Annotated in this window: 20 protein-coding genes; 13 read left to right on the top strand and 7 right to left on the bottom strand. The window is 65.8% G+C overall.

Annotation, left to right across the window (positions count from 1 at the left end; translation table 11 throughout):
• The first annotated feature begins 10 nt into the window (after window positions 1–10).
• The 3 genes from ASC68_RS27105 to ASC68_RS27115 are packed head-to-tail and all read left to right on the top strand — an operon-like array spanning window position 11 to window position 3,180.
• On the top strand, window positions 11–976 hold the full coding sequence (locus ASC68_RS27105; RefSeq protein WP_248310616.1) for an ABC transporter ATP-binding protein: 966 nt from the start codon (window positions 11–13) through the stop codon (window positions 974–976).
• Window positions 969–1,934: an oligopeptide/dipeptide ABC transporter ATP-binding protein gene (locus ASC68_RS27110; RefSeq protein ID WP_055887351.1), complete on the top strand. Its 966-nt coding sequence runs from the start codon at window positions 969–971 to the stop codon at window positions 1,932–1,934. The genes ASC68_RS27105 and ASC68_RS27110 overlap by 8 nt, the downstream gene beginning before the upstream one ends.
• Before the next feature lie 13 nt (window positions 1,935–1,947).
• On the top strand, window positions 1,948–3,180 hold the full coding sequence (locus tag ASC68_RS27115; protein WP_055887355.1) for an amidohydrolase family protein: 1,233 nt from the start codon (window positions 1,948–1,950) through the stop codon (window positions 3,178–3,180).
• Here the strand turns inward: ASC68_RS27115 and ASC68_RS27120 are convergent.
• The 4 genes from ASC68_RS27120 to ASC68_RS27135 all read right to left on the bottom strand — a co-directional run bounded on the left by ASC68_RS27120 (window position 3,129) and on the right by ASC68_RS27135 (window position 5,815).
• On the bottom strand, window positions 3,129–3,581 hold the full coding sequence (locus ASC68_RS27120; RefSeq protein ID WP_055887359.1) for a hypothetical protein: 453 nt from the start codon (window positions 3,579–3,581) through the stop codon (window positions 3,129–3,131). The two genes, ASC68_RS27115 and ASC68_RS27120, sit on opposite strands and share 52 nt — an antisense overlap.
• Window positions 3,559–4,164, bottom strand: coding sequence for a nucleotidyl transferase AbiEii/AbiGii toxin family protein (locus tag ASC68_RS27125; protein ID WP_055887986.1), 606 nt, complete (start codon window positions 4,162–4,164; stop codon window positions 3,559–3,561). Before ASC68_RS27125 ends, ASC68_RS27120 begins: the two co-directional genes overlap by 23 nt.
• A 302-nt stretch (window positions 4,165–4,466) precedes the next feature.
• On the bottom strand, window positions 4,467–4,775 hold the full coding sequence (locus ASC68_RS27130; RefSeq protein ID WP_156384746.1) for a hypothetical protein: 309 nt from the start codon (window positions 4,773–4,775) through the stop codon (window positions 4,467–4,469).
• Between the two features lie 50 nt (window positions 4,776–4,825).
• Window positions 4,826–5,815: a LacI family DNA-binding transcriptional regulator gene (locus tag ASC68_RS27135; protein ID WP_244488533.1), complete on the bottom strand. Its 990-nt coding sequence runs from the start codon at window positions 5,813–5,815 to the stop codon at window positions 4,826–4,828.
• 228 nt (window positions 5,816–6,043) lie between these two features.
• On the opposite strand from ASC68_RS27135, the gene ASC68_RS27140 reads away from it, so the two are divergent.
• From ASC68_RS27140 to ASC68_RS27175, 8 genes are all read left to right on the top strand, one after another.
• Entirely contained in the window at window positions 6,044–7,981 is a 1,938-nt protein-coding gene (locus ASC68_RS27140; RefSeq protein ID WP_055887366.1) for an ABC transporter substrate-binding protein, read from the top strand.
• 83 nt (window positions 7,982–8,064) lie between these two features.
• On the top strand, window positions 8,065–10,173 hold the full coding sequence (locus tag ASC68_RS27145; protein WP_055887370.1) for an alpha-amylase family protein: 2,109 nt from the start codon (window positions 8,065–8,067) through the stop codon (window positions 10,171–10,173).
• 9 nt (window positions 10,174–10,182) lie between these two features.
• On the top strand, window positions 10,183–11,169 hold the full coding sequence (locus ASC68_RS27150; RefSeq protein WP_055887373.1) for an ABC transporter permease: 987 nt from the start codon (window positions 10,183–10,185) through the stop codon (window positions 11,167–11,169).
• Between the two features lie 47 nt (window positions 11,170–11,216).
• Window positions 11,217–12,344, top strand: a complete 1,128-nt coding sequence (locus ASC68_RS27155) for an ABC transporter permease (protein WP_248310617.1) — start codon at window positions 11,217–11,219, stop codon at window positions 12,342–12,344.
• A 10-nt stretch (window positions 12,345–12,354) separates the two neighbouring features.
• A complete protein-coding gene (locus tag ASC68_RS27160) occupies window positions 12,355–14,073 on the top strand; it encodes an ABC transporter ATP-binding protein (protein ID WP_055887379.1) in 1,719 nt (572 codons plus the stop codon).
• The gene (otnI, locus tag ASC68_RS27165; protein ID WP_055887382.1) at window positions 14,070–14,852 is read left to right on the top strand and encodes a 2-oxo-tetronate isomerase; all 783 of its coding nucleotides are present in this window, start codon (window positions 14,070–14,072) and stop codon (window positions 14,850–14,852) included. The genes ASC68_RS27160 and otnI overlap by 4 nt, the downstream gene beginning before the upstream one ends.
• Window positions 14,852–15,727: a 2-hydroxy-3-oxopropionate reductase gene (locus ASC68_RS27170; RefSeq protein WP_055887385.1), complete on the top strand. Its 876-nt coding sequence runs from the start codon at window positions 14,852–14,854 to the stop codon at window positions 15,725–15,727. Before otnI ends, ASC68_RS27170 begins: the two co-directional genes overlap by 1 nt.
• A gap of 78 nt (window positions 15,728–15,805) precedes the next feature.
• Complete coding sequence (locus ASC68_RS27175; RefSeq protein ID WP_055887389.1) at window positions 15,806–17,908, top strand: beta-galactosidase; 2,103 nt, start codon at window positions 15,806–15,808, stop codon at window positions 17,906–17,908.
• A gap of 105 nt (window positions 17,909–18,013) precedes the next feature.
• Here ASC68_RS27175 and ASC68_RS27180 read toward each other — a convergent pair whose 3' ends face one another.
• From ASC68_RS27180 to ASC68_RS27190, 3 genes are all read right to left on the bottom strand, one after another.
• Window positions 18,014–18,688: a L,D-transpeptidase gene (locus tag ASC68_RS27180; RefSeq protein ID WP_055887994.1), complete on the bottom strand. Its 675-nt coding sequence runs from the start codon at window positions 18,686–18,688 to the stop codon at window positions 18,014–18,016.
• A 409-nt stretch (window positions 18,689–19,097) separates the two neighbouring features.
• Window positions 19,098–19,784, bottom strand: coding sequence for a Type 1 glutamine amidotransferase-like domain-containing protein (locus ASC68_RS27185; protein ID WP_055887392.1), 687 nt, complete (start codon window positions 19,782–19,784; stop codon window positions 19,098–19,100).
• A 111-nt stretch (window positions 19,785–19,895) separates the two neighbouring features.
• Window positions 19,896–21,377, bottom strand: a complete 1,482-nt coding sequence (locus ASC68_RS27190) for a sugar ABC transporter substrate-binding protein (RefSeq protein ID WP_055887395.1) — start codon at window positions 21,375–21,377, stop codon at window positions 19,896–19,898.
• Window positions 21,378–21,578: 201 nt separating this feature from the next.
• On the opposite strand from ASC68_RS27190, the gene ASC68_RS27195 reads away from it, so the two are divergent.
• Together ASC68_RS27195 and ASC68_RS27200 are read left to right on the top strand one after the other, a co-directional pair.
• Entirely contained in the window at window positions 21,579–22,280 is a 702-nt protein-coding gene (locus ASC68_RS27195) for a GntR family transcriptional regulator (RefSeq protein WP_055887397.1), read from the top strand.
• Window positions 22,281–22,335: 55 nt separating this feature from the next.
• The gene (locus tag ASC68_RS27200; RefSeq protein WP_055887400.1) at window positions 22,336–23,484 is read left to right on the top strand and encodes a mandelate racemase/muconate lactonizing enzyme family protein; all 1,149 of its coding nucleotides are present in this window, start codon (window positions 22,336–22,338) and stop codon (window positions 23,482–23,484) included.
• Window positions 23,485–23,608: the final 124 nt, after the last annotated feature.

Raw genomic sequence — 23,608 nt, forward strand, 5'->3', positions numbered from 1 at the left:
CGGCGCGGCGATTGCCGTAAAAGACCTGGAGATCCGGATCCGCGGCGAGCGCGGCTCCTATCCTGTCGTCGCCGACATGGCGCTGACCGTCCAGCGCGGCGAGACGCTGTGCATCGTCGGGGAATCCGGCTGCGGCAAGTCGATGACTGCGCTGTCGCTGCTGCGCCTCTTGCCCGAGGCGGCGAGCGCCAGCAAGGGCTCGATCGAGATCAATGGCGAGGATTTCCTCGCCATGTCGCAGCACCGGGTGGAGGACCTGCGCGGCGTCGAGATCGCCATGATCTTCCAGGAGCCGCTGACGGCGCTGAACCCGGTGCTGACCATCGGCGAGCAGATCGCCGAGTCGGTGCGCCGGCATAAAAAGCTCGGCCACAAGGCAGCAATGGCGCGGGCCATCGAGACGCTGCAACTGGTGCAGATGCCTGACCCCGCGCGCCGTAGCAGGCAGTTCCCGCATGAGCTGTCCGGCGGGCAGCGCCAGCGCGCGATGATCGCCCTGGCGCTGGCCTGCGACCCGAAAATCCTCGTTGCCGATGAGCCGACCACGGCGCTCGATGTCACCGTGCAGGCGCAGATCCTCGGCCTCATTTCCGACCTGCAGAAGCGGCTCGGCACCGCCCTGGTGCTGATCACCCACGATCTCGGGGTGGTGGCGGAAGTCGCCGACCGGGTGGTGGTGATGTATGCCGGCCGCCGCGTCGAGGAAGCCAGCGTCTACGACCTGTTCGAGCACCCGATCCACCCCTATACGCTGGGGCTGATGGGGGCGATCCCGCGTCCCGTCGCCGGGCGGCCGGCCACCGATCGGCTGGTCGACATCGCCGGCACCGTGCCGCCGCCCTGGGACCTGCCCAAGGGCTGCGCCTTTGCGCCGCGCTGTCCACGCGCCTCGGCGCGCTGCCTCGAGGAGCGACCGCCGCTCGAGGAAAAGCGGCCCGGTCATTTCGCCGCCTGCTGGGAGCATGTCGATGGCTGAAGCCCTTCTTGCCGTCGACGATCTCCAGGTGCATTTTCCGGTGCGATCCGGGGTGTTCCAGCGCCAGTCCGCCACCGTCAAGGCCGTGGATGGGGTGAGCTTTTCGATCGCGCGCGGCGAAACGCTGAGCCTTGTCGGCGAATCCGGCTGCGGCAAGTCGACCACCGGCCTGGCGCTACTCGGGCTGGTGAAGCCAACCGGTGGCCGAGTGCGGTTCGATGGCACCGAGATCGGCAGCTTCCGCCGCCGCGACCTCAAGGATTACCGGCGGCGAGTGCAGATCGTCTTCCAGGATCCGTTCTCCTCGCTCAACCCGCGCCGTCGGGTGCGCGACGCCATTCGGGTGGCGCTCGATATCCACGGGGTCGGCACCAGGGCCGAACGCGATGCCGAGGTGGCGCAGCTGATGGCGCGCGTCGGGTTGCGGCCCGACCAGGCCGACAATTTCCCGCACCAGTTCTCCGGCGGCCAGCGCCAGCGCATCGGCATCGCCCGGGCCCTGGCGCTGAAGCCCGATATCATCGTCTGCGACGAGCCGGTCTCGGCGCTCGACGTGTCAGTGCAGGCGCAGATCCTCAACCTCTTGGCCGACCTGCAGCGCGACCTCGGCATTGCTTACCTGTTCATCTCGCATGACCTCGGGGTGGTCGAGCACATCTCGCACCGGGTGGCGGTGATGTACCTCGGCAAGATCGTTGAGATCGCTCCCAAGGCACTGCTGTTCGCCTCGCCTACGCACCCCTACACCGAGATGCTGACCCGCGCGGCCCCGACGCTCGACCCGCGCCATCGCCACAGCTTCAGCGCCTCGAGCGACGATGTGCCGAGCGCCATCAACAAGCCGAGCGGCTGCCCATTCCACACCCGCTGCCCGCTGGCCACCGAGATTTGCCGCACCAGCGAGCCGGCTTTGACCACACGACCCGACGGGCGCCTTGCCGCCTGCCACCATAGATAGAGAGTTCCCCCCGATGCCCCAGACGACGCTTTTCACCAATGGCCGCGTGCTCGATGCTGCAGCGGGCGTGCTGCGCGATGGGCTGGCCGTGCTGGTGCGCGATGGCCGCATCGCCGAAGTCGGCGCCGGCATCGCCGCCCCGGCTGACGCGCGCGTCATCGACCTTGGCGGCCGGACCCTGATGCCCGGGCTGATCGATTGCCACGTGCATGTGGTCGCCGAAACCCTCGACCTCTGGGGCAACATGATTGCCCCCTCCTCGCTTGCCGGCCTCCGCTCGGCCCGCGTCATGGAAGAGATGCTGCAGCGCGGCTTCACCACCATCCGCGATCTCGGCGGCGCCGATCACGGCCTGGTCCGTGGCATCGAGGAAGGGCTGATCGACGGGCCGCGCATCGTCATCTGCGGCAAGGGCCTCACCACCACAGGCGGCCACGCCGATCTGCGCAAGCGCACCGACGACCGCCCCGGCATGATGTCGGACCGGCTGGGCTCGATGGGCTATATCGCCGATGGCGTCGACGCCGTGCGCACCGCCTGCCGCACCATGATCAAGGAGGGCGCCAACTTCATCAAGGTGATGGCCAATGGCGGCGTCTCCTCGCCGAACGACCCGATCCACTCGATCCAGTATTCGCGCGAGGAAATCCTGGCCATGGTCGAAGAGGCCGAGAATGCCGGGCTCTACGTTTCGGCCCATGTCTATACCGATGCCGCCATTCGCCGCTGCGTCGAGCTCGGCGTCCACTCGCTCGAGCACTGCAACCTGATCAGCGCCGAAACAGCAAAGCTCGCCGCCGAAAAGGGCTGCATCGCCGTTCCCACTCTCGTCGCCTATGACGCGCTGTGGCTCGAGGGCAAGGCGCTGGGCCTCGGCCCCGTCGAGTTCGAAAAGATCGAGGTGGTGCGCTCGGGCGGCCTCAACTCGCTCGCCATCATGCGCGACGCCGGCCTGCCCATGGCCTTCGGCTCGGACCTGCTGGGCGGCCTGCGCAAGTACCACTGCATGGAGTTCGAACTCCTCGCCAAGGTGCTGACCCCAGCCGAAATCATCCGCTCGGCCACCACGGTCGGGGCCGACCTCTGCCGCATGACCGGCGAGATCGGCACGATCGCTGCGGGAGCGCATGCCGACCTGATCGTCGTCGATGGCGACCCGCTGGCCGACATCACCCGGCTGCAGGGCGATGGCGCTCACGTGCCGCTGATCATGCGCGGCGGTGAGGTGTTCAAGGATCGGTTGTGAAAGCGGGGGTGTTCCGATCGCTTTCGCCGCAGTGGGACAGCTTCGGTGAAAATATTGTGATGTTTGAATTCGGCGGGGCTGTTGTGCATCAGCCAAGCCTTTGCAGAGGCGCTGTCCAAGGCTGACGTGAAGGTGGGATGCTGCAGAAACCTGACCGGCTCCGTGGTCCAATCGGGTAAGCGTCGGCGAAGGTATTGCATGCTCAGATAGTCGCCCACGGCGCCCAACAGGGCATCCGCGTATGCGACACCAGTTGGTGGCGGGGCAGCAGCCAGCATGGCTTCGGCCTCGTCCACACTGATGGCGTCGTAGAACTCATCGAGGAACTCTGCCAGCGCCTTGTCCAGCGGCTCACCGGCCAGGATCCGGCTCCCCACCTCAGCCAGGGTACGCGGGCGCATCCGCGCTCTCCATGTTCCAGATCTGCCTGAGGATGAATATCTGCTTGGTCGGGTCTGCTGCCGTCTTCGGAAAGTAGCGGCCCAGAACCTCGATCGCGGCTTCCGGGCTGTCCAGATCCAACACCTTTACCAGGTTGATGATGTCGCTGGCCTCCTGCGGCCCCTTCGCGGGGTCCATCACCCGCATCGCCTTGAGCTTCAGCGCCAGCATGTACTCGGCCGAAGGTACATAGACCTTCAGGCTGCCATCCTCGGAGCTGCGGGGGAAGGTGCCGACCAGAACGTGATCCCGCTCTCTGGTCGAATGCTCGCTCAGGTGAAACGTGACCGCATCGTTCAGCCAGTCGGCAGACCAGCCGTTTTCCCTGGCGATATCGTCTATCACCTGTCGCAGCCAATCCGGCCACGGATAGTGGAGTTCGGCTATGTCGACGTCTTCCGAGGCATAGCGGAAGTTACTCGCCAGCATGAGCGCAGAGCCCCCGTAGACGGCCAACTCCAGGTGATGCCGGTTAGCGGCCGCAGCGCGGCCAACCCGGTCAAACGCCGCGATCAACTCGTCTCTGGTGAACCGCTTGCTCAAGGAACCTCCCACAGGCATGAAACGTGTGCTCCGTCCGGTGCCACCATACGCATAGCTTATTCGGCGCCGGAGCAACGATCTACATTCCCGCCGTTCCGATACCGCTGATCATGCGCGGCGGCGAGGTGGCGATCGTCAGCAGATCTGGCGGCCTGGCTTAACCACATCGCCAGACCTTCTGATGCAGCTTCCCTCCAGCGGAGACAGAAGCGGACAGTTGACGATTGCGCCCCTGGCAACATGCAAAATCGAGCGCCTTGGATGTGCTGGAACCCTGCGCGCACGCTGGAGACCTATGCTGCTCATGCGCGGGGGTGAGGTAGGGACGGCCCCCTGAGGCTCGCCTGCCCATCCTCGATCTGCACCACCAGCCCGTGTGCTTCGACCTCCTTTTCGATCCAATCCCGTACGCGCTTGCGCTTGGCGGATTTGACATCGCGCACACTGAACGTGGGCTCGAGCTTATCCAGCTCGGCCCAGTCGACGGTTCCCCAGCCGGTCTGGCGGAGCCAGCTGTAGAGGCTCGACTGAAACGTCACCAGCCGTCCCCTGAGCAGTTCCGGGTCGTCGCCATCGGGGACGCGGAAATGCAGCAGCAGCGCATTGGACATGCGGTCCCCTCCTGGCGGCGCCTTGCCCATGCCGCTTCTCCACCCACCCGCTACGCTGCCACCCGTCTCGCTCGCCCGCATGATGCGCGGTTGACGATGCGGCTGGCGATCAGCAGGCGGACCGGGATGTCGCGCGCCATGCGCTCGTTGATGCGGTCGTCGAGCAGCCGCACGCAGCCGGCGCCGATCTGCTGGCCGTGCCCTTTCACCGTGGTCAGCTGCGGCGAGATCTGGGTGGCGGCCGAGTAATCGCCGAAACCGATCACCGAGATATCTTCGGGGATGCGGTAGCCGAGGCGCAGCAGTTCCGAGATCACCGTCACCGCCAGCCCGTCATGGGCGCAGAAGAACGCGGTAGGGCGGAAGCCTTCGGCTTCGATGGCTCTGAGGTGTTCGGTGAAGCGCACTTCCTTTTCGAAGGTCATCTGCCGGAAACTGACCTGCGGCAGCTGCTCCAGCACCTCGCGAACGCCGTAATAGCGCTCCATGCGGCCGCGATAGCCGGGCGTCCCCTGGACGAACGCGATGGCAGTATGGCCCAGTTCCACCAGATAGCGCGCCACGGCCGAGCCGGCCTCATGGTCGCTGCCGCCCACGAAGTCGGCCTGCTCCAAGGGGTCGAGCCAGCCGGTGCGCACGATCGGGATGTCGAGCGCATAGACGCGGTCATAGGTGTCGCGCTCGTGCGGCCCCACCATGATGGCGCCGCTGCAGGTGCGCACGAACGCCTCGACCTCCTCGGCAAGATGGGTCCAGCGCATCCGCACCTGGTAGCCTCGTCGCTGCGCCTCGGCCTGCACCCCGCTCTGGATCAGCACATGCAACTCGCTGTTGATCAGGTCGGTGTCGTGGAAGACGAGGCCGAGCGTCTGCAGTTCCTTCGGCGCCGGCTGGCGGGCGTAGCCCAGTTCGGCGGCGAGTTCCTGCACCCGCCGGCGGGTGTCCGCGCTGACCCCGCTTTTGCCAGACAGGGCGCGCGAGACGGCGAACTTGGACAGACCCAGGCGGGCAGCGAGGCTTCCGAGCGTGACGCGTTCCAACGATTTTCCCCCGATTTTCACAGCGGCTCTACTCGAACCTAACATAGCCTAACGGCATGACAAAGAATGCCGAATATCTCGCCTATCTTCACTATGTCAGCCAATCTGACTTAGAAAAACGTCGTAACGGCCTAACATAACACTTTACCTAACAAATCAGAGTTGCAAGCCTTTCGCAAGCTAACGGCTGCCAGGGAAGTGGCCGCAGCTTTGGGAGGAGATCTAGACATGAACGGTTTCAGCCGCAGGGCTTTTCTTGCCGGCAGCACAGCTTTCGCAGGCGCTGCACTGATCGCGCCGCAGGTGTTTGCAGAGACCCCGGAATCTGCATTTCTCAAGGCGCAGGTCGAGGCCGGCACGCTGCCGCCAGTGGCCGATCGCCTGCCGGCCAATCCGCTGGTGATCACGCCTTGGGAGCAGGTCGGCCAGCAGGGCGGACAATGGGACCACGCGCTGGTCGGCGGTGGCTCGGCCTCGATGCTGGTGCGCTACCAGGGCTATGACCCGCTGATCCGCTTCACGGCGGATTGGTCGGGCATCGAGGCCAACGTGGCCGAGAGCTATGCGGTCAACGAGGACGCGACCGTCTACACCATCACGCTGCGCAAGGGCCATAAGTGGTCGGACGGCCAGCCGTTCACCACCGCCGATGTGCAGTTCTGGTACGACGCTTACTTCACCGACGCCGAAACCAACCAGGCCGGCAACGTCTGGTGGTCGGCGGGTGGCAAGCCGGCGACCATCGAAGTGGTGGACGAGCAGACCTTCAAGGTGGTGTTCACCGCCCCCAACGGGTTCTTCCTGCAGCAGATGGCCTGGGCCGACCAGGACCAGCTGGTGCGCTGCCCCAAGCACTACCTCGAGCAGTTCCACATCCGCTACAACCCGGATGCCGACAAGCTCGCCAAGGCTGCCGGGCTCGAGAGCTGGATCGCCCTGTTCCAGCAGGAGATCGGCTATCTCGACACCAACGTCTACTTCCAGAACACCAAGCGTCCGGCGCTGACGGCGTGGACCTTCACCGGCGAGGGCGGCAGCCCGCTCGGCCAGGACACGCAAACCACCATCGCGGTGCGCAACCCCTACTACCACAAGGTCGATACGGCCGGCACGCAGCTGCCCTACTTCGACCGCATCGTCTACCAGATGGTCGCCGATCCCGAAGTCCTGTTGCTCAAGACGCTGCAGGGCGAGATCGACATGATGGATCAGTACATCGCCACCCCGACCAACAAGCCGGTGCTGTTCGACGGCCAGGACGCCGGGGGCTATGGCTTCTACACGCTGAAGGAGACGGCCGCCAACGTGATGGCGTTCCAGCTCAACCTCAACCATGTCAATCCGACGCGGCGCGAGCTGTTCAACACCCTCGAGTTCCGCCAGGCCCTCTCGATCGCCGTTGACCGGCAGGCGCTGATCGATGCGGTATTCGTCGGCCAGGGCGCTCCGGCGCAGGCTTCGATGCGCGCCGACGATCCGCTCTACAACGAGCAGTTGGCCAAGCAGTTCACCGAGTTCGATGCAGCCAAGGCCAACCAGATGCTGGATGGGCTGCTGCCGAACAAGGACAGCGAGGGCTACCGGCTCGATGCCGACGGGCAACGCGTCTCCATCATCTTCGAGCTCGACCAGACCCGGACCACCTTCCTCGATATGTTCGAGCTGGCCATCCCGATGTTCCAGGCGGTGGGGATCGATGCGCAGATGCGCACCATGGACCGCTCGCTGTGGGAGCAGCGCGTCCGCCGCGGCCGCGAATACGACGCGACGGCGCACCAGTTCGGCGCCAATTCCGGCATCGCCGCGATGCTCGACCCACGCTTCTACGTGCCGATCAACAACAACTGCTTCTACGCCCAGGGCTGGGCGCTCTACTTCACCCAGCCGGACAATCCCGATGCGATCGAGCCGCCGGCCGAGGTCAAGGCGCAGCAGGAGCTTTACCGCCAGCTGGTCGCCACTGCCGAGCCGGCCAAACAGCAGGAACTGATGGCCCAGGTGCTGCAGAACGCGGCCGAGCTGTTCTTCACCTTCGGTGTCAGCCTGCCGGCTGACGGCTACGGCGTCGTCAAGAACGGCATGGTCAATGTGCTGAAAGAAATGCCGAACTCGTTCGGATGGCCGACCCCCGGCCCAGCCCGCCCGGAGCAGTTCTTCAAGGCCTGACTACCGGGCGTTTGACTGTTCCTCCCCGCCGGCCCGCTCCCTAGCGGGCCGGCCCCCCGACCGTCGTCTCCGAAAGGCCCGTCATGCTCGACGCCAAGGCGCATACCCACCGCAACCTCAGGACGCCCGACTGGTACAAGTCGGCGACGCGCTGGACGCAGCTGACGCTGGCCGAGGACGATCCGGTCAAGTTCGACCCGGCCTTCTGGATCGAGGTGTTCAAGCGCACCCGCTCGAACGCCACGTGCCTCAGCGCCGGCGGCTATATCGCCTACTACCCGAGCAAGGTGCCGCTGCACTATGTCAGCAAGTTCATCGGCGACAGCGACCCGTTCGGGACGCTGGTCGAGGGCGCCCGGCGGCTGGGCATGCATGTGATGGCGCGCGTCGACCCGCATGCCATCCACCAGGATGCCGCCGACGCGCATCCGGAGTGGATCGCCGTCGACCAGGACGGCAACCGGCGCCGCCACTGGGCCTTCCCCGAGGTGTGGGTGACCTGCGCCTATTCGGACTACAATTTCGGCTTCATGCCCAAGGTGCTCGAGGAGCTGACGCGCGACTACGACATCGACGCCATCTTTGCCAATCGCTGGCAGGGCCACGGTGTGTGCTACTGCGAAAGCTGCAAGACGAATTTCCGCGCTGCCTCGGGCTACGAGCTGCCGCGCCATGCCAACCCCGAGGACCCGGTGTGGATGGCATGGGCGGCGTGGCGCCGCACCGTGCTCACCCGGCTGGTCGTCGAGTGGGACGCGGCGATGAAGAAGATCAAGCCGCACACCAGCTTCATCCCGAACATGGGCTCAGTGTCGCTGATGGAGTTCGACCTCGAGGTCATCCAGCGCTATTGCCCGTTCCTGTGCGTCGACGACCAGGGCCGGCGCGGCACCGAGCCGATCTGGATGGCCGGTCGCAACGGCAAGCGTATGCGCGCCACCTTCCCGGATCGCCCGGCCATCCTCATCACCTCGATCGGACCCGAAGAGGCCTATCGGTGGAAGGACTCGGTGACCACCGGGCCCGAGATGCAGGCCTGGATCGACAACGGCACCACCCAGGGGCTGCTCCCCTGGTTCACCAAGTTCAACGGCGTCGTCCCCGACAATCGCTGGGTCGAGCCGGTGGCCGACAGTTTCGGGCTCCACGCCGAGCTCGAGCCGGTGCTGGCCGCCATGCAGCCGGTCGCCGAGGTGGCGATCCTCGATCCGGCGACGACGTTGCGCCATCACGGCCAGGAGACCCGGGCCAGTGCCGAGGCCGATGACCTGGGGTTCTACCACGCGCTGGTCGAGGCCCGCATTCCGTTCGAAATGGTCTCCGACCAGGCGATGACATCAGGGCTGCTCGACCGCTTCAAGGTGCTGGTGCTGGCCAACTCGACCTGCCTGTCGGACGAGCAGATCAGGACGCTCGAAGCCTATGTGGCGCGGGGCGGCAGCATCGTCGCGGCGCACGAGACCTCGACCCGTACGGCACTCAACCAGCCGCGCCACGCCATCGGGCTCGGGCCGCTGCTCGGCGTCAGCCTCACCGCGCCGGCACGTGGCCCGGTCAAGAACACCTATGTGGCGATCAATGGCCTCCATCCGATTTCGGAGGGGTTCGACGGCGCCAACCGCATCATCGGCGGCACCCAGCTGCTGGCCGTCGATACCGTGGCCGATGCCGAGGTGCCGTTCCTCTATCTCCCCGACTTCCCGGACCTGCCGATGGAAGAGGTCTATCCGCGCCAGGAGCCGCGCGGCGCCGCCGTGGTGGCGCGCCGGCACCAGGGCGGCGGCCGTACGGTCTACTTCCCATGGAATGTCGGCGGCATCTTCAAAGAGGTGCTGGCGGCCGACCATGCCCGGCTGATCGGCAATGCCGTGCGCTGGGCGCTTGGCAAGCCGCTCGACGTCGAGGTCCATGGGCGCGAGGTGCTCGACCTCGCGGTTCGCGAAGACACCGACAGCACCGCGGTGGTGCTGCACAACCTCAACAACCCGATGATGATGAAGGGGCCGATCCGCAGCGTCTTCCCGGCTGGCCCGCAGGTGGTGAGCCTCGCCATCCCCGAGGGGCGACGGTTTGCCGGCGCGAAGCTGCTGGTGTCCGGCCGCGAGGCGCACGCCCGCGTCGCCGACGGCCGGGTCGAGATCGACGTGCCGTGGCTCGAGACGCTCGAAGCCGTGCACGTGACCTGGGGCTGAGCCCCCGCGATGCTGCGCTATATCCTCAAGCGGCTGATCTACATGATCCCGACCCTCGTCGGGATGTCGATCATCGCCTTCCTGATCATCCAGCTGCCGCCGGGGGACTATCTCACCTCGATGCTGGCCTCGATGTCCGACAGCGGCGTCAACGTCGACCAGGCGCAGATCGCGCGCTATCGCGAGATCTACGGCTTCGACGATCCGTTTGTCGTCCAGTACTGGAAGTGGATCAGCGGCATCGTGCTACGCGGCGACTTCGGCTACTCGTTCGAATGGAACCGGCCGGTCTGGGGGCTGATCGCCGAGCGGCTGGCGCCGACGCTGTCGGTCTCGCTGCTGGCGCTGCTGTTCGTGTGGGCCGTGTCGCTGCCCATCGGCATCTACTCGGCAATGCGGCGGCACTCGGTGGGTGACTACGCCTTTACCTTGTTCGGCTTCATCGGCCTCGCCATTCCGAACTTCATCATGGCGCTGACGCTGATGTACCTCGCCTACCGCTACATGGGGCAGACGGTGGGCGGGCTGTTCTCGCGCGAATATGTCAACGCACCGTGGAGCTGGGACAAGTTCGTCGACCTGTTGGCGCACCTGTGGATCCCCATCATCGTCATCGGCACCAACGGCACCGCGGCGCTGATCCGCATCCTCAGGGCCAACCTCACCGACGAGCTCAACAAGCCCTACGTCATCACCGCCAAGGCCAAGGGCCTGCCCGAGTACAAGGTGGTGCTGAAATACCCGGTGCGGATTGCGCTCAACCCGTTTGTGTCGGCGATCGGCTGGGTGCTGCCCGAGCTCATCTCCGGCGTCACCATCACGGCGATCGTCCTCAACCTGCCGATGATGGGGCCGCTGCTGCTGCGCGCCCTGACCGTGCAGGACATGTACCTCGCCGGCTCGATCATCCTGCTGCTCGGCGTCCTGACGCTGATCGGGATGCTGATCTCGGACATCCTGCTTGCCATTCTCGACCCACGGATCCGCTTCAATTGACCCACGTACATCTCGAAAGCGATGGCGCGGCGGAAACCGGCCCAGCCATCACCCCGATCCGGCGGAGCGGCGGCAAGACCGAAATCGCGGTCGCCGGCCCATGGACGCTGATCTGGCTGAAATTCGTGCGCCACAAGGTGGCGGTGGTCGCGGGGGTACTTATCCTCGTGATGTACCTGATCGCCGCCTTCGCCGAGTTCCTCGCCCCGGCCCTGCCCGAAGCGGCCAAGCCGCAGTTCACCTACGCACCGCCACAGGACATCGCGCTGTTCGTCACCGAGACGGATGGCAGCCTCAGCTGGATGCCGCATGTCAAGGGCTACAAGCAGACCGTCGACCCGGCTTCGCTGAAGCGGACCTTCACTATCGACCCGGACAAAGTCGTGCCGATCGGCTTCTTCGTCAAAGGCCCAGGCTACAAGCTGTGGGGTCTCATCCCCATGGACGTGCACCTGATGGGGCCGCTCAAATCCGGCGATACCATGTACCTCTTGGGCACCGATAAGCTCGGCCGCGACCTGCTTACCCGGCTGATCTACGGAACGCGCGTCTCGATGTCGATCGGCCTGATCGGCGTCGCCATCAGCCTCTGCCTCGGCGTGGTCCTCGGCTCGATCTCGGGGTTTTACGGTGGCTGGGTCGACCTCGGTATCCAGCGCGTCATCGAGGTGATCTCCTCGATGCCGACTATTCCCTTATGGCTCGGTCTCGCGGCGGCGGTGCCGCTCACCTGGTCGCCGCTGCAGGTGTATTTCGTCATCACGCTGATCGTCTCGCTGTTCGGCTGGACCGGGTTGGCCCGCGAGGTACGTGGCCGCTTCTTCGCGCTCAGAAGCGACGACTTCGTCACCGCGGCGCGGCTCGACGGCTCGAGCGAACGGCGGCTGATCTTCCGGCACATCCTGCCCTCGCTCACCAGCCACATCCTCGCAGTGGTGACGCTGGCGCTGCCCACCATGATCGTCGCCGAGACGGCGTTGAGCTTTCTCGGCATCGGGCTCAAGGCGCCGGTGGTGAGCTGGGGGGTGTTGCTGCAGGAGGCGCAGAACGTGCGCACCATCGCCACCGCGCCGTGGCTGCTGATCTGGCCAGCCGGCGCGGTGGTGCTGACGGTGCTTTCCTACAACTTCCTCGGCGATGGCCTGCGCGATGCAGCCGACCCGTACGAAAACTGACGAGGGCGCCATGGCAGACGACGATGTCATCCTCTCGGTCGAGAACCTCAGCATCGACTTCAACCTCAGGACCCACGTGCTGCACGCGGTGCGTGAGGTGAGCTTCGAGCTCCGTCGCGGCAAGACGCTCTGCCTCGTGGGCGAAAGCGGCTCGGGTAAATCGGTCACCGCCCGCGCATTGCTGCGCATCATCGACAAGAACGGCACCATCACCGATGGCCGCATCCTGCTGCGCGGCGCCGGGCACGAGACCGACATCGTGCCGCTCAACGAGCGCAGCGCCGAGCTGCTCTCGATCCGCGGCGGCCGCATCGGGCTGATCTTCCAGGAGCCGATGAGCTCGCTGTCGCCGGTGCACACCATCGGCAGTCAGATCGTCGAGGCCCTGCGCCTGCACCAAGCAATGAACAAGGCCGAGGCCCGGGCCGCGACCATCGAGCTGTTGCGGCAGGTCGAAATTCCCGACCCCGACAAGATGATCGACCGCTACACCTTCGAGTTCTCGGGCGGCATGCGGCAGCGCGCCATGATCGCCATGGCGCTGGCCTGCGATCCGGACATCCTGATCGCCGACGAGCCGACCACGGCGCTCGATGTCACCACCCAGGCCGAAATCCTCGACCTGATCAAGCGGCTACAGTTGAGCCGCGGCATGGCGATGCTGCTGATCACCCACGACATGGGCGTGGTCGCCGAGGTGGCCGACGAGGTGGCGGTGATGCGCTACGGCCGGATTGTCGAGGCGGGCAGTGTCGACGAGATCTTCCACGAGGCCCGCCACCCCTATACCCGGCAGCTGCTTGCCTCGACGGTACGGCTCGAGCAGAACCCGCGCGCGCTGACCCACCCGGCCACGGCGTCCGACCCCTCGAACAAGCCGGTCCTCTCGGTGCGCGAGCTGAGCAAATTCTATGGCGGCGGTGGCGGCCTGTTCGGCGGCGCCAGTTACGCCATCCGAGCCGTCGACAATGTCAGCCTCGACCTCTCCGCAGGCGAAAATCTTGGCATCGTCGGCGAGAGCGGCTCGGGCAAGACGACGCTCGGCCGCCTGATCCTCAGAACCGTCGAGCCCACCTCCGGCGCCATTACCTACAACGACCGCGAGGGTCGCGCCGTCGACGTCACCGGGCTCAGCAAGCGCGACCTGCGCGGCTTCCATCGCGACGTGCGGCTGGTGTTCCAGGATCCGTTCGCCTCGCTCAACCCGCGCCTCACCGTCAAGGACGTGATCGGCGACCCGCTGTTCGTCGCCGGGTTGGCGCGGGGCGCCGCGCTGGAACGGCGGGTGGGCGAACTGATGGAACTGGTCGGGCTCGACCCGCAGTCGATGGAACGCTATCCGCACGCCTTTTCGGGCGGCCAGCGCCAGCGCATCGGCATCGCCCGGGCGTTGGCGCTCGAGCCGCGCGTCATCATTGCCGACGAGGCGACCGCGGCGCTCGACGTCTCGATCCGCAGCCAGATCCTCGACCTCTTGCTCGACATCCAGAAGCGGCTGAGCCTCAGCTTCATCTTCATCAGCCACGACATCTCGGTGGTCCGCTATTTCTGCGATCGGGTGGCGGTGATGCACCGCGGCAAGGTGGTGGAGATGGGCAGCGCCGAGCAAGTCTGCACCGCCCCCCATGAGGCCTATACCAGGGCCCTGATCTCGGCCGTGCCCCACCCCGATCCGCGCCACAAACGGATGCTGCACCGTACGCGATTTACAGCCGAGGCCACACCGTGAAGTTCTCCGCCAACCTGTCCTTCCTCTATCCCGAGCTCGGCTTTCTCGAGCGCTTCGCCGCCGCGGCGCGCGATGGCTTTCCGGCGGTCGAGTATCTCGGTCCCTATGCCGAGCCCAAGCAACGGGTTGCCGAGGCGCTGGCCGCCAATGGCCTGGTGCAGGCGCTGTTCAACGTACCCTCGGGCGATTGGGCCGGCGGCGAGCGCGGCATCGCGGCACTGCCCGGCCGCAGCGACGAGTTCCGCACCGGCATCGCCACCGCGCTGGACTACGCAACGACGCTCGGCTGCGAAAAGCTCAATGTCATCGCCGGCCTCGTCGCCCCGGGCGCCGACCTCGAGGCGATGGAAGCGACGCTGGTCGACAACCTAAGATATGCCGCACCGCGTTGCGCCGAGGCCGGCATCAAGCTCTTGATCGAGCCGATCAACCTGCGCGACATCCCCCGCTTCTTCCTCTCGACCACGGCGCACGCCGAGCGGATCCTGGAGCGGGTGGGACACGACAACCTCTACATCCAGTACGACCTCTACCACATGCAGGTGATGCAGGGAGACCTGCTGCCGACCTACCAGCGGCTGCGTGAGCGCATCGCCCATATCCAGCTCGCCGATACTCCCGGCCGCAACGAACCCGGCACCGGTGAGATCAACTACGGCTTCGTGCTGCCGGCGATCGAGCGGCTCGGCTACGACGGATTTTTCGGCTGCGAGTACAAGCCCAGGGCCGGCACCAGCGCGGGCCTGGGCTGGATGCAGCCCTATTTGAGGAGCGCGTAATGAAGATCGGTTTCATCGGGCTCGGCGTCATGGGGCGGCCGATGGCCGGCCACCTCATCGCCGCCGGCCACGAGCTGTTGCTGCACCGGGTCAAGCCCACTTCGCAGCAGCTGGTGGACCAGGGTGGCAAGGCGCTGGCCTCGGCTCGGGAAGTGGCCGAGGCCGCCGAGGTGGTGATCCTGATGCTGCCCGATACTCCCGATGTCGAGCTGGTGCTGTTCGGCAAGGATGGCGTCGCCGACGGGCTGGGCCGCGGCAAGCTGGTGATCGACATGAGCTCGATCTCGCCGGTCGCGACCAAGGATTTCGCCGCGCGGATCGAGGCGCTGGGCAGCGACTATCTCGACGCGCCGGTGTCGGGTGGCGAAGTCGGGGCGCGCAATCGCGCGCTCACCATCATGGTCGGCGGCAGGCCCGAGGTGTTCGAGCGGGCCCGGCCGCTGTTCGAGGCGATGGGCAAGAATATCACGCTGGTCGGCGGCGCCGGCGACGGGCAGACCGCCAAGGTCGCCAACCAGATCATCGTCGGGCTGACCATCGAGGCGGTGGCCGAGGCGCTGAGCTTTGCGAGGAAAGCCGGGGCCGATCCCGCAAAGGTGCGCGAAGCGCTGATGGGCGGCTTTGCCGCCTCCCGCATCCTCGAGGTGCATGGCGAGCGCATGATCAAGCGCACGTTCGAGCCGGGCTTCCGGATCCGGCTGCATCGCAAGGACCTGTCGCTCGCGCTCGATGCCGCGCGGGTGCTTGACCTCAGCCTCCCCAACACGGCCGCGACGCAGCAGCTGATGAACGCCGCCATCGCGCTTGGCGACGGCGACCGCGACCATTCCGGCCTGATCCGCACTCTCGAGGTCCTGGCGGGCGACACGCCCTGATCGGTCAGTAGCGCCCCTGCCCCACCCCGCGGCGGCTCACTCCGCCGTTCCAGCCGCTTTGTCTCCAAGGAGCCCCAGATGCCCACCGACAAGATCCCGCAAGTGCCCTTCGGCGCTGTGTATTTCCGTAAATCCAACCCGCCGCGCGAGGATTGGTCGCGCGACTATCGGGTGGCGCGCGAAGACGGCCTCAACGTCTTCCGGCACTGGTTCATGTGGGCCGCGATCGAGCGCAAGCCGGGCGTCTACGATTGGGAGGACTACGATCGCCAGATGGACCTCGCGGCCGAGAACGGCATCAAGACGGTGATCGCCGAACTCACCCACTCGGTGCCCGACTGGGCCTATCGCAAGTGGCACGATGCCCGACAGATCCGCATGGACGGACGGCCGCTCGCCAACCACATGGGTGTGTCGTCCTCGAGCGGCGGCTTCGCCCATAACGGCGCCGGCGCGCTGACCTTGAACTGCCCCGAGGTGAAGGAGGCGGTGGGCAATTTCCTCACTGCGCTCGCCAACCGCTACAAGGGCCACCCGGGGCTGCTCGGCTACGACGTCTGGAACGAGGTGAACTACTCGCCCGAGGTCGACTACTCGGAGTGGATGAAGGCCGACTACCGGCGCTGGCTGCAAGCCAAGTACGGCACACTCGAGGTGCTGGCCGAGGCCTGGTACCGCTACTCCTATGCCGAGTGGGACGACATTGAGCCGCCGGCCGAGGTCGCCGCCTTCGCCGAGGGTCTCGACTGGCTCGAGTTCAAGCGTGAGAACTACTATGGCCAGATGCAGTACAAGATCGACACCATTCGCGCTGTCGACCAGGACTGCCTGATCGCCGCGCATGGCGTGGGCGGCGCCATTCCCAACATGGCCGCGGGCGGCTCGGACGATTGGCTGGCGGCCAGCAAGGTCGAACTCTATGGGCTGACCTGGGTGCCGAGCCGGCGCGGCTTCAAGCCGTGGCAGAACTTCTTCGGCCCTGACATCACGCGCGCCGCAGCGCGCGGCAAGAAGTGGTGGCATGCCGAGCGGCCCGGCGGCCCGCTCTGGTTGCAGCCGCAGGTGCTCGGCCGCGACAAGGAGGATGGCCGCGTCATGGACCCCGAGGATGTCCGCACCCTCACCATGACCTCGTTCGCCGCCGGCGCCACGGGCGTACTCAACCTGCGCTACCGGCCGCTGCTCGACGGGCCGCTGTTCGGCGCTTTCGGCTCGTACGGCATGGACGGCTCGCGCACCCCGCGTTCCGACATGGCGAGCGCCATGGCCAAGTGGGCCAACGCGCCGGAGCAGCAGCCGCTGTTCGAGGCGCGGCCGGTGAAGGGCGAGGTGGCGCTGCTGGTGATCCCCGAGGCGCAGGCCTGGGATTACCTGCTCAACCACCACCACAAGCCGGAGCTCTATCGCGAAGCGATGTGGGGAGCCTATCGCGGCCTGCTCGACATCGGCATCCAGCCCGACTGGGTGCATATCGACGACATCGCTGAGGTCGACACCATCTATGCCCCCTACCCGATTATGCTGACTGCGGCGCACGCCCAGCGGCTGGCACAGTGGGTGGAGGCGGGCGGCACGCTGATCTCGGAGGCGACGCCGGGCTATTTCGGCGATCGCGGCAAGGTCGGCACAGTGCAGCCGCATAACGGGTTCGACCGGGTGTTCGGGGCGCGCGAGGTCGATGTCGAGTTCATGCCCGACATTGCCGACCGCATCCGCTTCTCGTTCGACGGCGGCGACGGCATCACCGGCGGTGGCTTCCTCCAGGCGTACGAGCCGACCACCGGCCGGCTGCTCGGCAGCTTCGCCGACGGCCGCAAGGCGGTGGTCGAGAACAGTTTTGGCAAGGGCCGCACGCTGCTGGTCGGCACGCATCCGGGGGCGGCCTACTTCAAGTCTGGCACGCCCGAGAACCTGAACTACTTCCGCTCGGTCTTCAGCTGGACCGGCAAGCACCGGCACGTCGACACCGGCAACCCGCAGGTCCATGCGCGGCTGCACCTGGGGCCCGACGGCGGCGCGCTGTGGCTGCTCAACCAGACCCGCTCGCCACAACCGGTCACCCTGACGCTGGGCGCCGCGCATGCCGACCTGAAACCCGTCGGCAGCTACTGGGGCGACGCCGGCGGCACCGCCACGGTGATCCCGCCGCGCGATGTCCTGGTGCTGAAGCTGGGCCGCTGAGGCCGGTGCGGTTATGGCCGGGCGACGGCTCCGGCGAATGACAAAACGACACGGGCCGGGCATTACGCCCGGCCCGTGTCGTATTCTCCTGGGCACCCTCCGGGCTCACGCCTTCAGCACGATCACCTTGGTATTGACTGGCGTCTTGTCATAGAGGTCGAGCATGTCCTGGGTGAGGAGGCCAATACAGCCGCTCGAAACGCCGGTGCCGATCGTTTCCGGTACGCTGGTGCTGTAGAGCGTGTAGAGCGTGTAGACGCCGTTCTGGTAGAGGTAGAGCGCCCGCGCGCCGAGCGGATTGTCGAGCCCCGGCTTCATGCCGCCGGCATATTTGGCGGCTTCCGGCTGGCGCTCGATCATCTCCTTGGGCGGCGTCCAGATCGGCCACTCGGCCTTGCGCCCGATATAGGCGTCACCGCTCCACAAAAAGCCGGCGCGCCCGACACTGACGCCATAGCGGGTAGCATTTCCATCGCCTTCGATGCGGTAGACATAATGGTTGCGCGGGTCGACGATGATCGTTCCGGCCACTTCCTTGCTGTCGTAGCGCACGGTGCGGCGGAAGTATTTGGGGTTGATCTTGCTGACCTTGACCGCCGGGATCGGGAACCGCTCGTTGGGCCGCGGCCCGTAGACCCGCTCCGCTTCCGCGACGCTCATGCCGGCGGGGGAGCAAGCGGCAAGTGCCAGCGCGCCGAGGCTGGCGGTGGCCCCGAACAGAAACGCGCGACGACCGTAACGCCCTGCCCGATCGCCCCGGTCACCCTGGCGCGCAGAAATCCCATCGTCTTCGATCACGGTATGTACCCTCCCAACCCCGACCAACGATCACCCGGCTGCTGAACGCGCCGCAGATGAGACTGGTCTCACCCCGTTCAAATAGCAAACGCAGTCACGCGTGCCCCTTGTCGCCACGCGCACCAGCTGGGCGTCAGAAACCCAACGGCGCCAGGCGCTCCATGTTGCTTGCCGAACCACGGCTCCCGACCAGCAAGAGCGAACCAGAACTTTGTCGGCAATGCGGCGCGGGGAATGGCTAGTGGTGGAATCTCTGTGCGGTTACGAGTTACCGACGACCAAGCGAAACGGATCGCGCCGCCGCTTGTTACCTTGGAATTCCTGCATCGTCCTGAGCGCGCCCGATGACGGACCATCGGAAGCAACGGCGACCCGGCCGCCCTCCCCAATCCTACGGCATGAGCAGCCGCCACGTCCCTTCGGACACCACCTCGGCCACGCCGTCGACCACCCTGATCGCCGTGTCGTCATCCATCGCATAGGTCGGGACCGGAATCCCCGAGGCCCAGTTTGCAATGTTGGCCAGCGTGGTGTCGGGCATCTCCGGGTTATCGAGGTGCGGATAGAGGGTGAAATTGACGAGGCCCAGCGCTCGCTCGGCCCCCTGCCCCATGTCGGAGCCGTCGGGCACGAACTGCTGGTCGAACTCGGCGTCGCAATTGTAGGGGGTCACGGCAATACTGCCGGCGCTGACCCCGACATAGACCGTATCGGTGAGCGACGGCAGCATCGCCGCCAGGCCCGATTGGCGCAGCCAGTATGTGAGGTAGAGCACGTTGCCGCCCCAGACCAGTAGGGCGTCGGCATCCTCGACCATCGGCATCCAGTTCTCGGGTCGGATGGTTGGCAGCGCGGTCAATTCCAGTACGCCCAGCGACTTCCACCCCAACGCGGCCAGCGGGCTGGGGGACATGCCGCAGATTGCCCGCCAGGCATGGCCCGCGCCGCCTGGGAAGGGGTAGATGGCGGTCGGAATGATGAGGGCCGAGCACTCGGCGATCGGCTTGCCGAGGAGCTCGACCAGGGCGGCCGAGATGCTCGGGTTGCTTACGCCCCCGGAGGTCAGAAGAAACTTCATCGGGAGCTCCTCTCCAGCGCCCCGCGGCAACGCCTCGAACAGCGTTACCGCGTAGCGTGGGCAAACTTGCGCGGCGGGGCCAGGCAGTTGCCCGACCCTGCCGCCGGCGGTCTAGAGGCCGCCGCCACCGTGGATCTTCCGCACCTTCTCCGCCGCGTCCTTGGCCGCCTGCTCGACCGTCATCGTGCCGGTGAGCGCATTCTGCATCATGTCGGGGACGATGATGTTCATGATTTCAGGGGCTTCCGGCAGCGCCGGGAACGGGATGCCGTTGGGCAGCATCGAGGTGGTGACGTCGAGGAACTTGATGGTGTCGAGCCGCTGTTTCATCCACTCGGTCTTGAAGCCGTTGACGTTGCCCGGGTTGGAACCGGCCCAGGCGAGCTTCAATGACCATTCGGGGCTGGTCCACATGCAGATCAGCGCCTTGGCCGCCGGCTCATCGACCTTGCCGCCATCAACGAATTCCGACTTGAGGATGTGGATATTGGAGCCGCCGAACACCACGGCGCGCTTGCCGGTCGGGCCGGTCGGAATGAGGCCGTAGCGCATGTTCTCGAGCACGCTGTCGGCGACTGCCTTGTCCGAGCCGGTTGCCTTGCCGGCGAGTTCGACCATCCGGGCATATTCGGAGGGGTGCGAGATCATCATCGCCAGCTGGCCCGAGATGAACGGCGCCTGGTTCTCGCCCTGGGTGTTGGTCAGCGCCGAAACCGGAACCGATTTGTCCCGCACATACATGTCGTAGGAGGCCTGCAGCGAGCGGATGCTCTCGGGACTGTCGAGCCGCACCTCGCCATAGGTCGGGTTGGGATCGGCCTCGTCGAAGACACCGCCGCCATAGCCCCACAGCTGCGGCATGTAGCGATAGGGCGTGTTGCCGGCGTTCTGCTTGGCGACGAGGCCGTAGCCCGAGATGCCCAGCTTGTCGTGGATCTGTTTGGAATAGCTGACCACGTCGTCCCAGGTGGCCGGCGGATTTTCCGGATCGAGCCCCGCCCGCTTGAAGATGTCGGCATTCCAGATGAACGCCATCGTCTCGTTATTGGTGGGAATGCCGTAGATCTTGCCGTCCCAGGTCACCGCCTTCATGGCGCCAGGCCAGAAGTCCTCGGGCTGGTAGCCGACATCCTCGGGCTTGAGCTCTTCGAGATAGCCCTTGGAGGCGAACTCGGTACCACCGAGGATCTGCAGCCGGATCGCCATCGGCGCCGAATTGCCGAGCAGCGCCGTGCGGAACTTGTCGAGCAGCTCGTTATAGGTGATGCCCTGCTCGGTCAGCTCGATGCCCGGGTAGGTGGCGCGGAACGCCGCGAAGAAATCGCGGTAGTTGTCGTGCATGATCTGCGGATCGGCTTCGAACATGCCCTGGTACCAGAAGGTCAGCTTGCCCGTGTAGTCGGTCGGGGTGACCGAGTTGCAGTGGCCGACCGTGTCGAACGTCTCAGTGCCAGCGATCGAGCGCACATATTCGGGCGACCACTTGCTGATGTCGATGCCTGCCCCCAGGGCCGTCGAGGCCATGAGACTGGTCGCCAGCGCGGCCGACAGCATGCCGCGCAGAAGCGCACGGCCAATTCCGTGTTCTGACATGAATTTCCTCCCTCCACCCGCGGCCGGCGCCCCTCGCGTCGGTCGAGAATGTCTGCCCGGCAACCCGCCGGTTACGCGAATTAACGCCCGGATTTCGACACAGGCAATCAGAATTTTGCAAAATCTTACGTCTCTCTCTGGAAATCCTACGAGAAACCGGCAAAGCTGCCCCTGAAACCAAACGTCGGAATCGATTGAGAGATGAGCGCATACAAGGCTCGGCCACCCGTGGGCATCGACCCAACCGGAGTGTCGGAAGAAGGGGCTGCAGTTTACGAGTTGATCCGCGACGACATCATCTCGGGCCGGCTGGAAGCGAACTCCCGGCTGGTGGTGGCGGAGCTGTCGGAACGGCATAACTCACCAGCCAATGCGGTGCGCGAGGCGCTGCAGCTATTGCGCTCGCAGGGCTTCGTGCTGATCGTCCACAACAAGAGCGCCCGAGTGCGCCCGATCGACCAGGATTTCGTCCGCGACGTTTATGAGATCGGCGTCCTGATCGAACCTTCGATGGTGCGCTGGTTCGTCGACATGGCAACCCCCGCCGATATCGCCGAACTCGAGGACATCCAGCGCCAGATCGAGGCCAACAACTTCGCCGATCCGATCCTCCACAGCGAGCTCGACACGCGGTTCCACACCGTGATGTACGAGCGTCACTACAACCATCTCGCCGCTGAACTGTGGTGGCGACACCGCGAAGTGCTGCGCGCCATCGGACATCGCTACAGCTTCACACTCTCCCGCCGCGCCCAGGTGATCCGCGACCACCGCGAACTGATCCGGCTGGTGAAGGCGGGCGATGCGGCGAACGCCGCGACGCTGATCGCGCTGCATGTCGATGGGGCGGGCCGGCATGTGCTCGAGCAGATGCGGGCCGCGAGCTCAGCGCGCGCCGGCTGAGGCAGTTTTCGCGCGCGAGCGGCGTGCACAATTGGTTTGAGGGAGCCATTTCATCATGAAAATCACCGGCGTGCGGCCTTGGTTGGTCAAGGCCACGAGCTCGTACTGGGGCGAGTACCTGTTCGTCGAAGTGACGACCGACGAGGGCATTTCGGGCTGGGGCGAGATCACCTCGACCACCAAGATCGCCAACCGGGCGCTCGCTGCCATCCTCAAGCAGGTGAGCGGCCAGATCGAGGGCGAAGACCCGAGCCGGATCGAACGGCTGTGGCACAAGCTGTTCCGCAGCTTCACCTATATGGGCAGCCGCGGCGCCGCTTGCGAATGCGTCAGCGCCATCGACATCGCGCTCTGGGATATCCGCGGCAAGGTGCTGGGGCTGCCGGTCTATGAGCTGCTCGGCGGCTCGGTGCGCGACGAGATCTCGCTCTATACCCACCCTGACCAAAGTAAGTTCACCTCGGACGCTGCGGTGGTGGCCGAGATCACCGATATCGTCAAATCCGGCCACACGGCGCTGAAGTTCGACCCCTTCCCCTACCAGGGCGATCGCGAGCGCCGCGACGGCTACCTCGACGGCATGCTGTCGCGCGCCGACGAAAAGAAGGCAGCCGACCTAACGGCGCTGATCCGCCAGACCGCCGGCCCGCAGGTCGAAATCCTGATCGACGCGCATGGCCGCTTCGATGTGCCGACCGCCATCCGGCTCTGCCGCACGCTCGAGGAGGCCGGCCAGATCGACTGGTTCGAGGAGCCGGTGCCGCCCGAGAGCTATGGCGCCCTGCAGCAGGTGCGCGAGAAGGTGAATGCCGCCATCTCGGTGGGCGAGCGCGCCCACACCAAGTGGGATTTCGTGCCGATCCTCGAGCAGAAACTTGCCGACTACATCATGCCCGATGTCACCTGGACCGGCGGCATCACCGAGATGAAGAAGATCGCCATCCTCGCTGAGGGCTATTACGTGCCGATCTCGCCGCATGATGCGGGCGGGCCGATCAATGTGCTCGCCGGCGCCCATGTGATGATGACGGTGCCTAATTTCTACCGGCTCGAGACCTCGCGCTGGGACCTCTCCGGCTACAACGAGCTGATGCACACAAGGCTCGACAATTCGAACGGCGCGCTGAAACTGCCGCGCGTCCCCGGCCTCGGCATCGAGATGAACCGCGACTACCTCGAAGCCAACGAAATCAAGACGGCTTAGGTCGGGGCACATAGATCGAACCCGCCTAGCAGCTGGGCTCGATCCTCACCTCACCCGCCGGCTGTCATCCCAGCGAAAGCTGGGCCCCATCTCACAGCCTGCGCCTATGGAGAGTTGGATCCCA

The sequence above is a fragment of the Devosia sp. Root105 genome (assembly GCF_001424865.1).
Classification (GTDB): Bacteria; Pseudomonadota; Alphaproteobacteria; order Rhizobiales; family Devosiaceae; genus Devosia_A.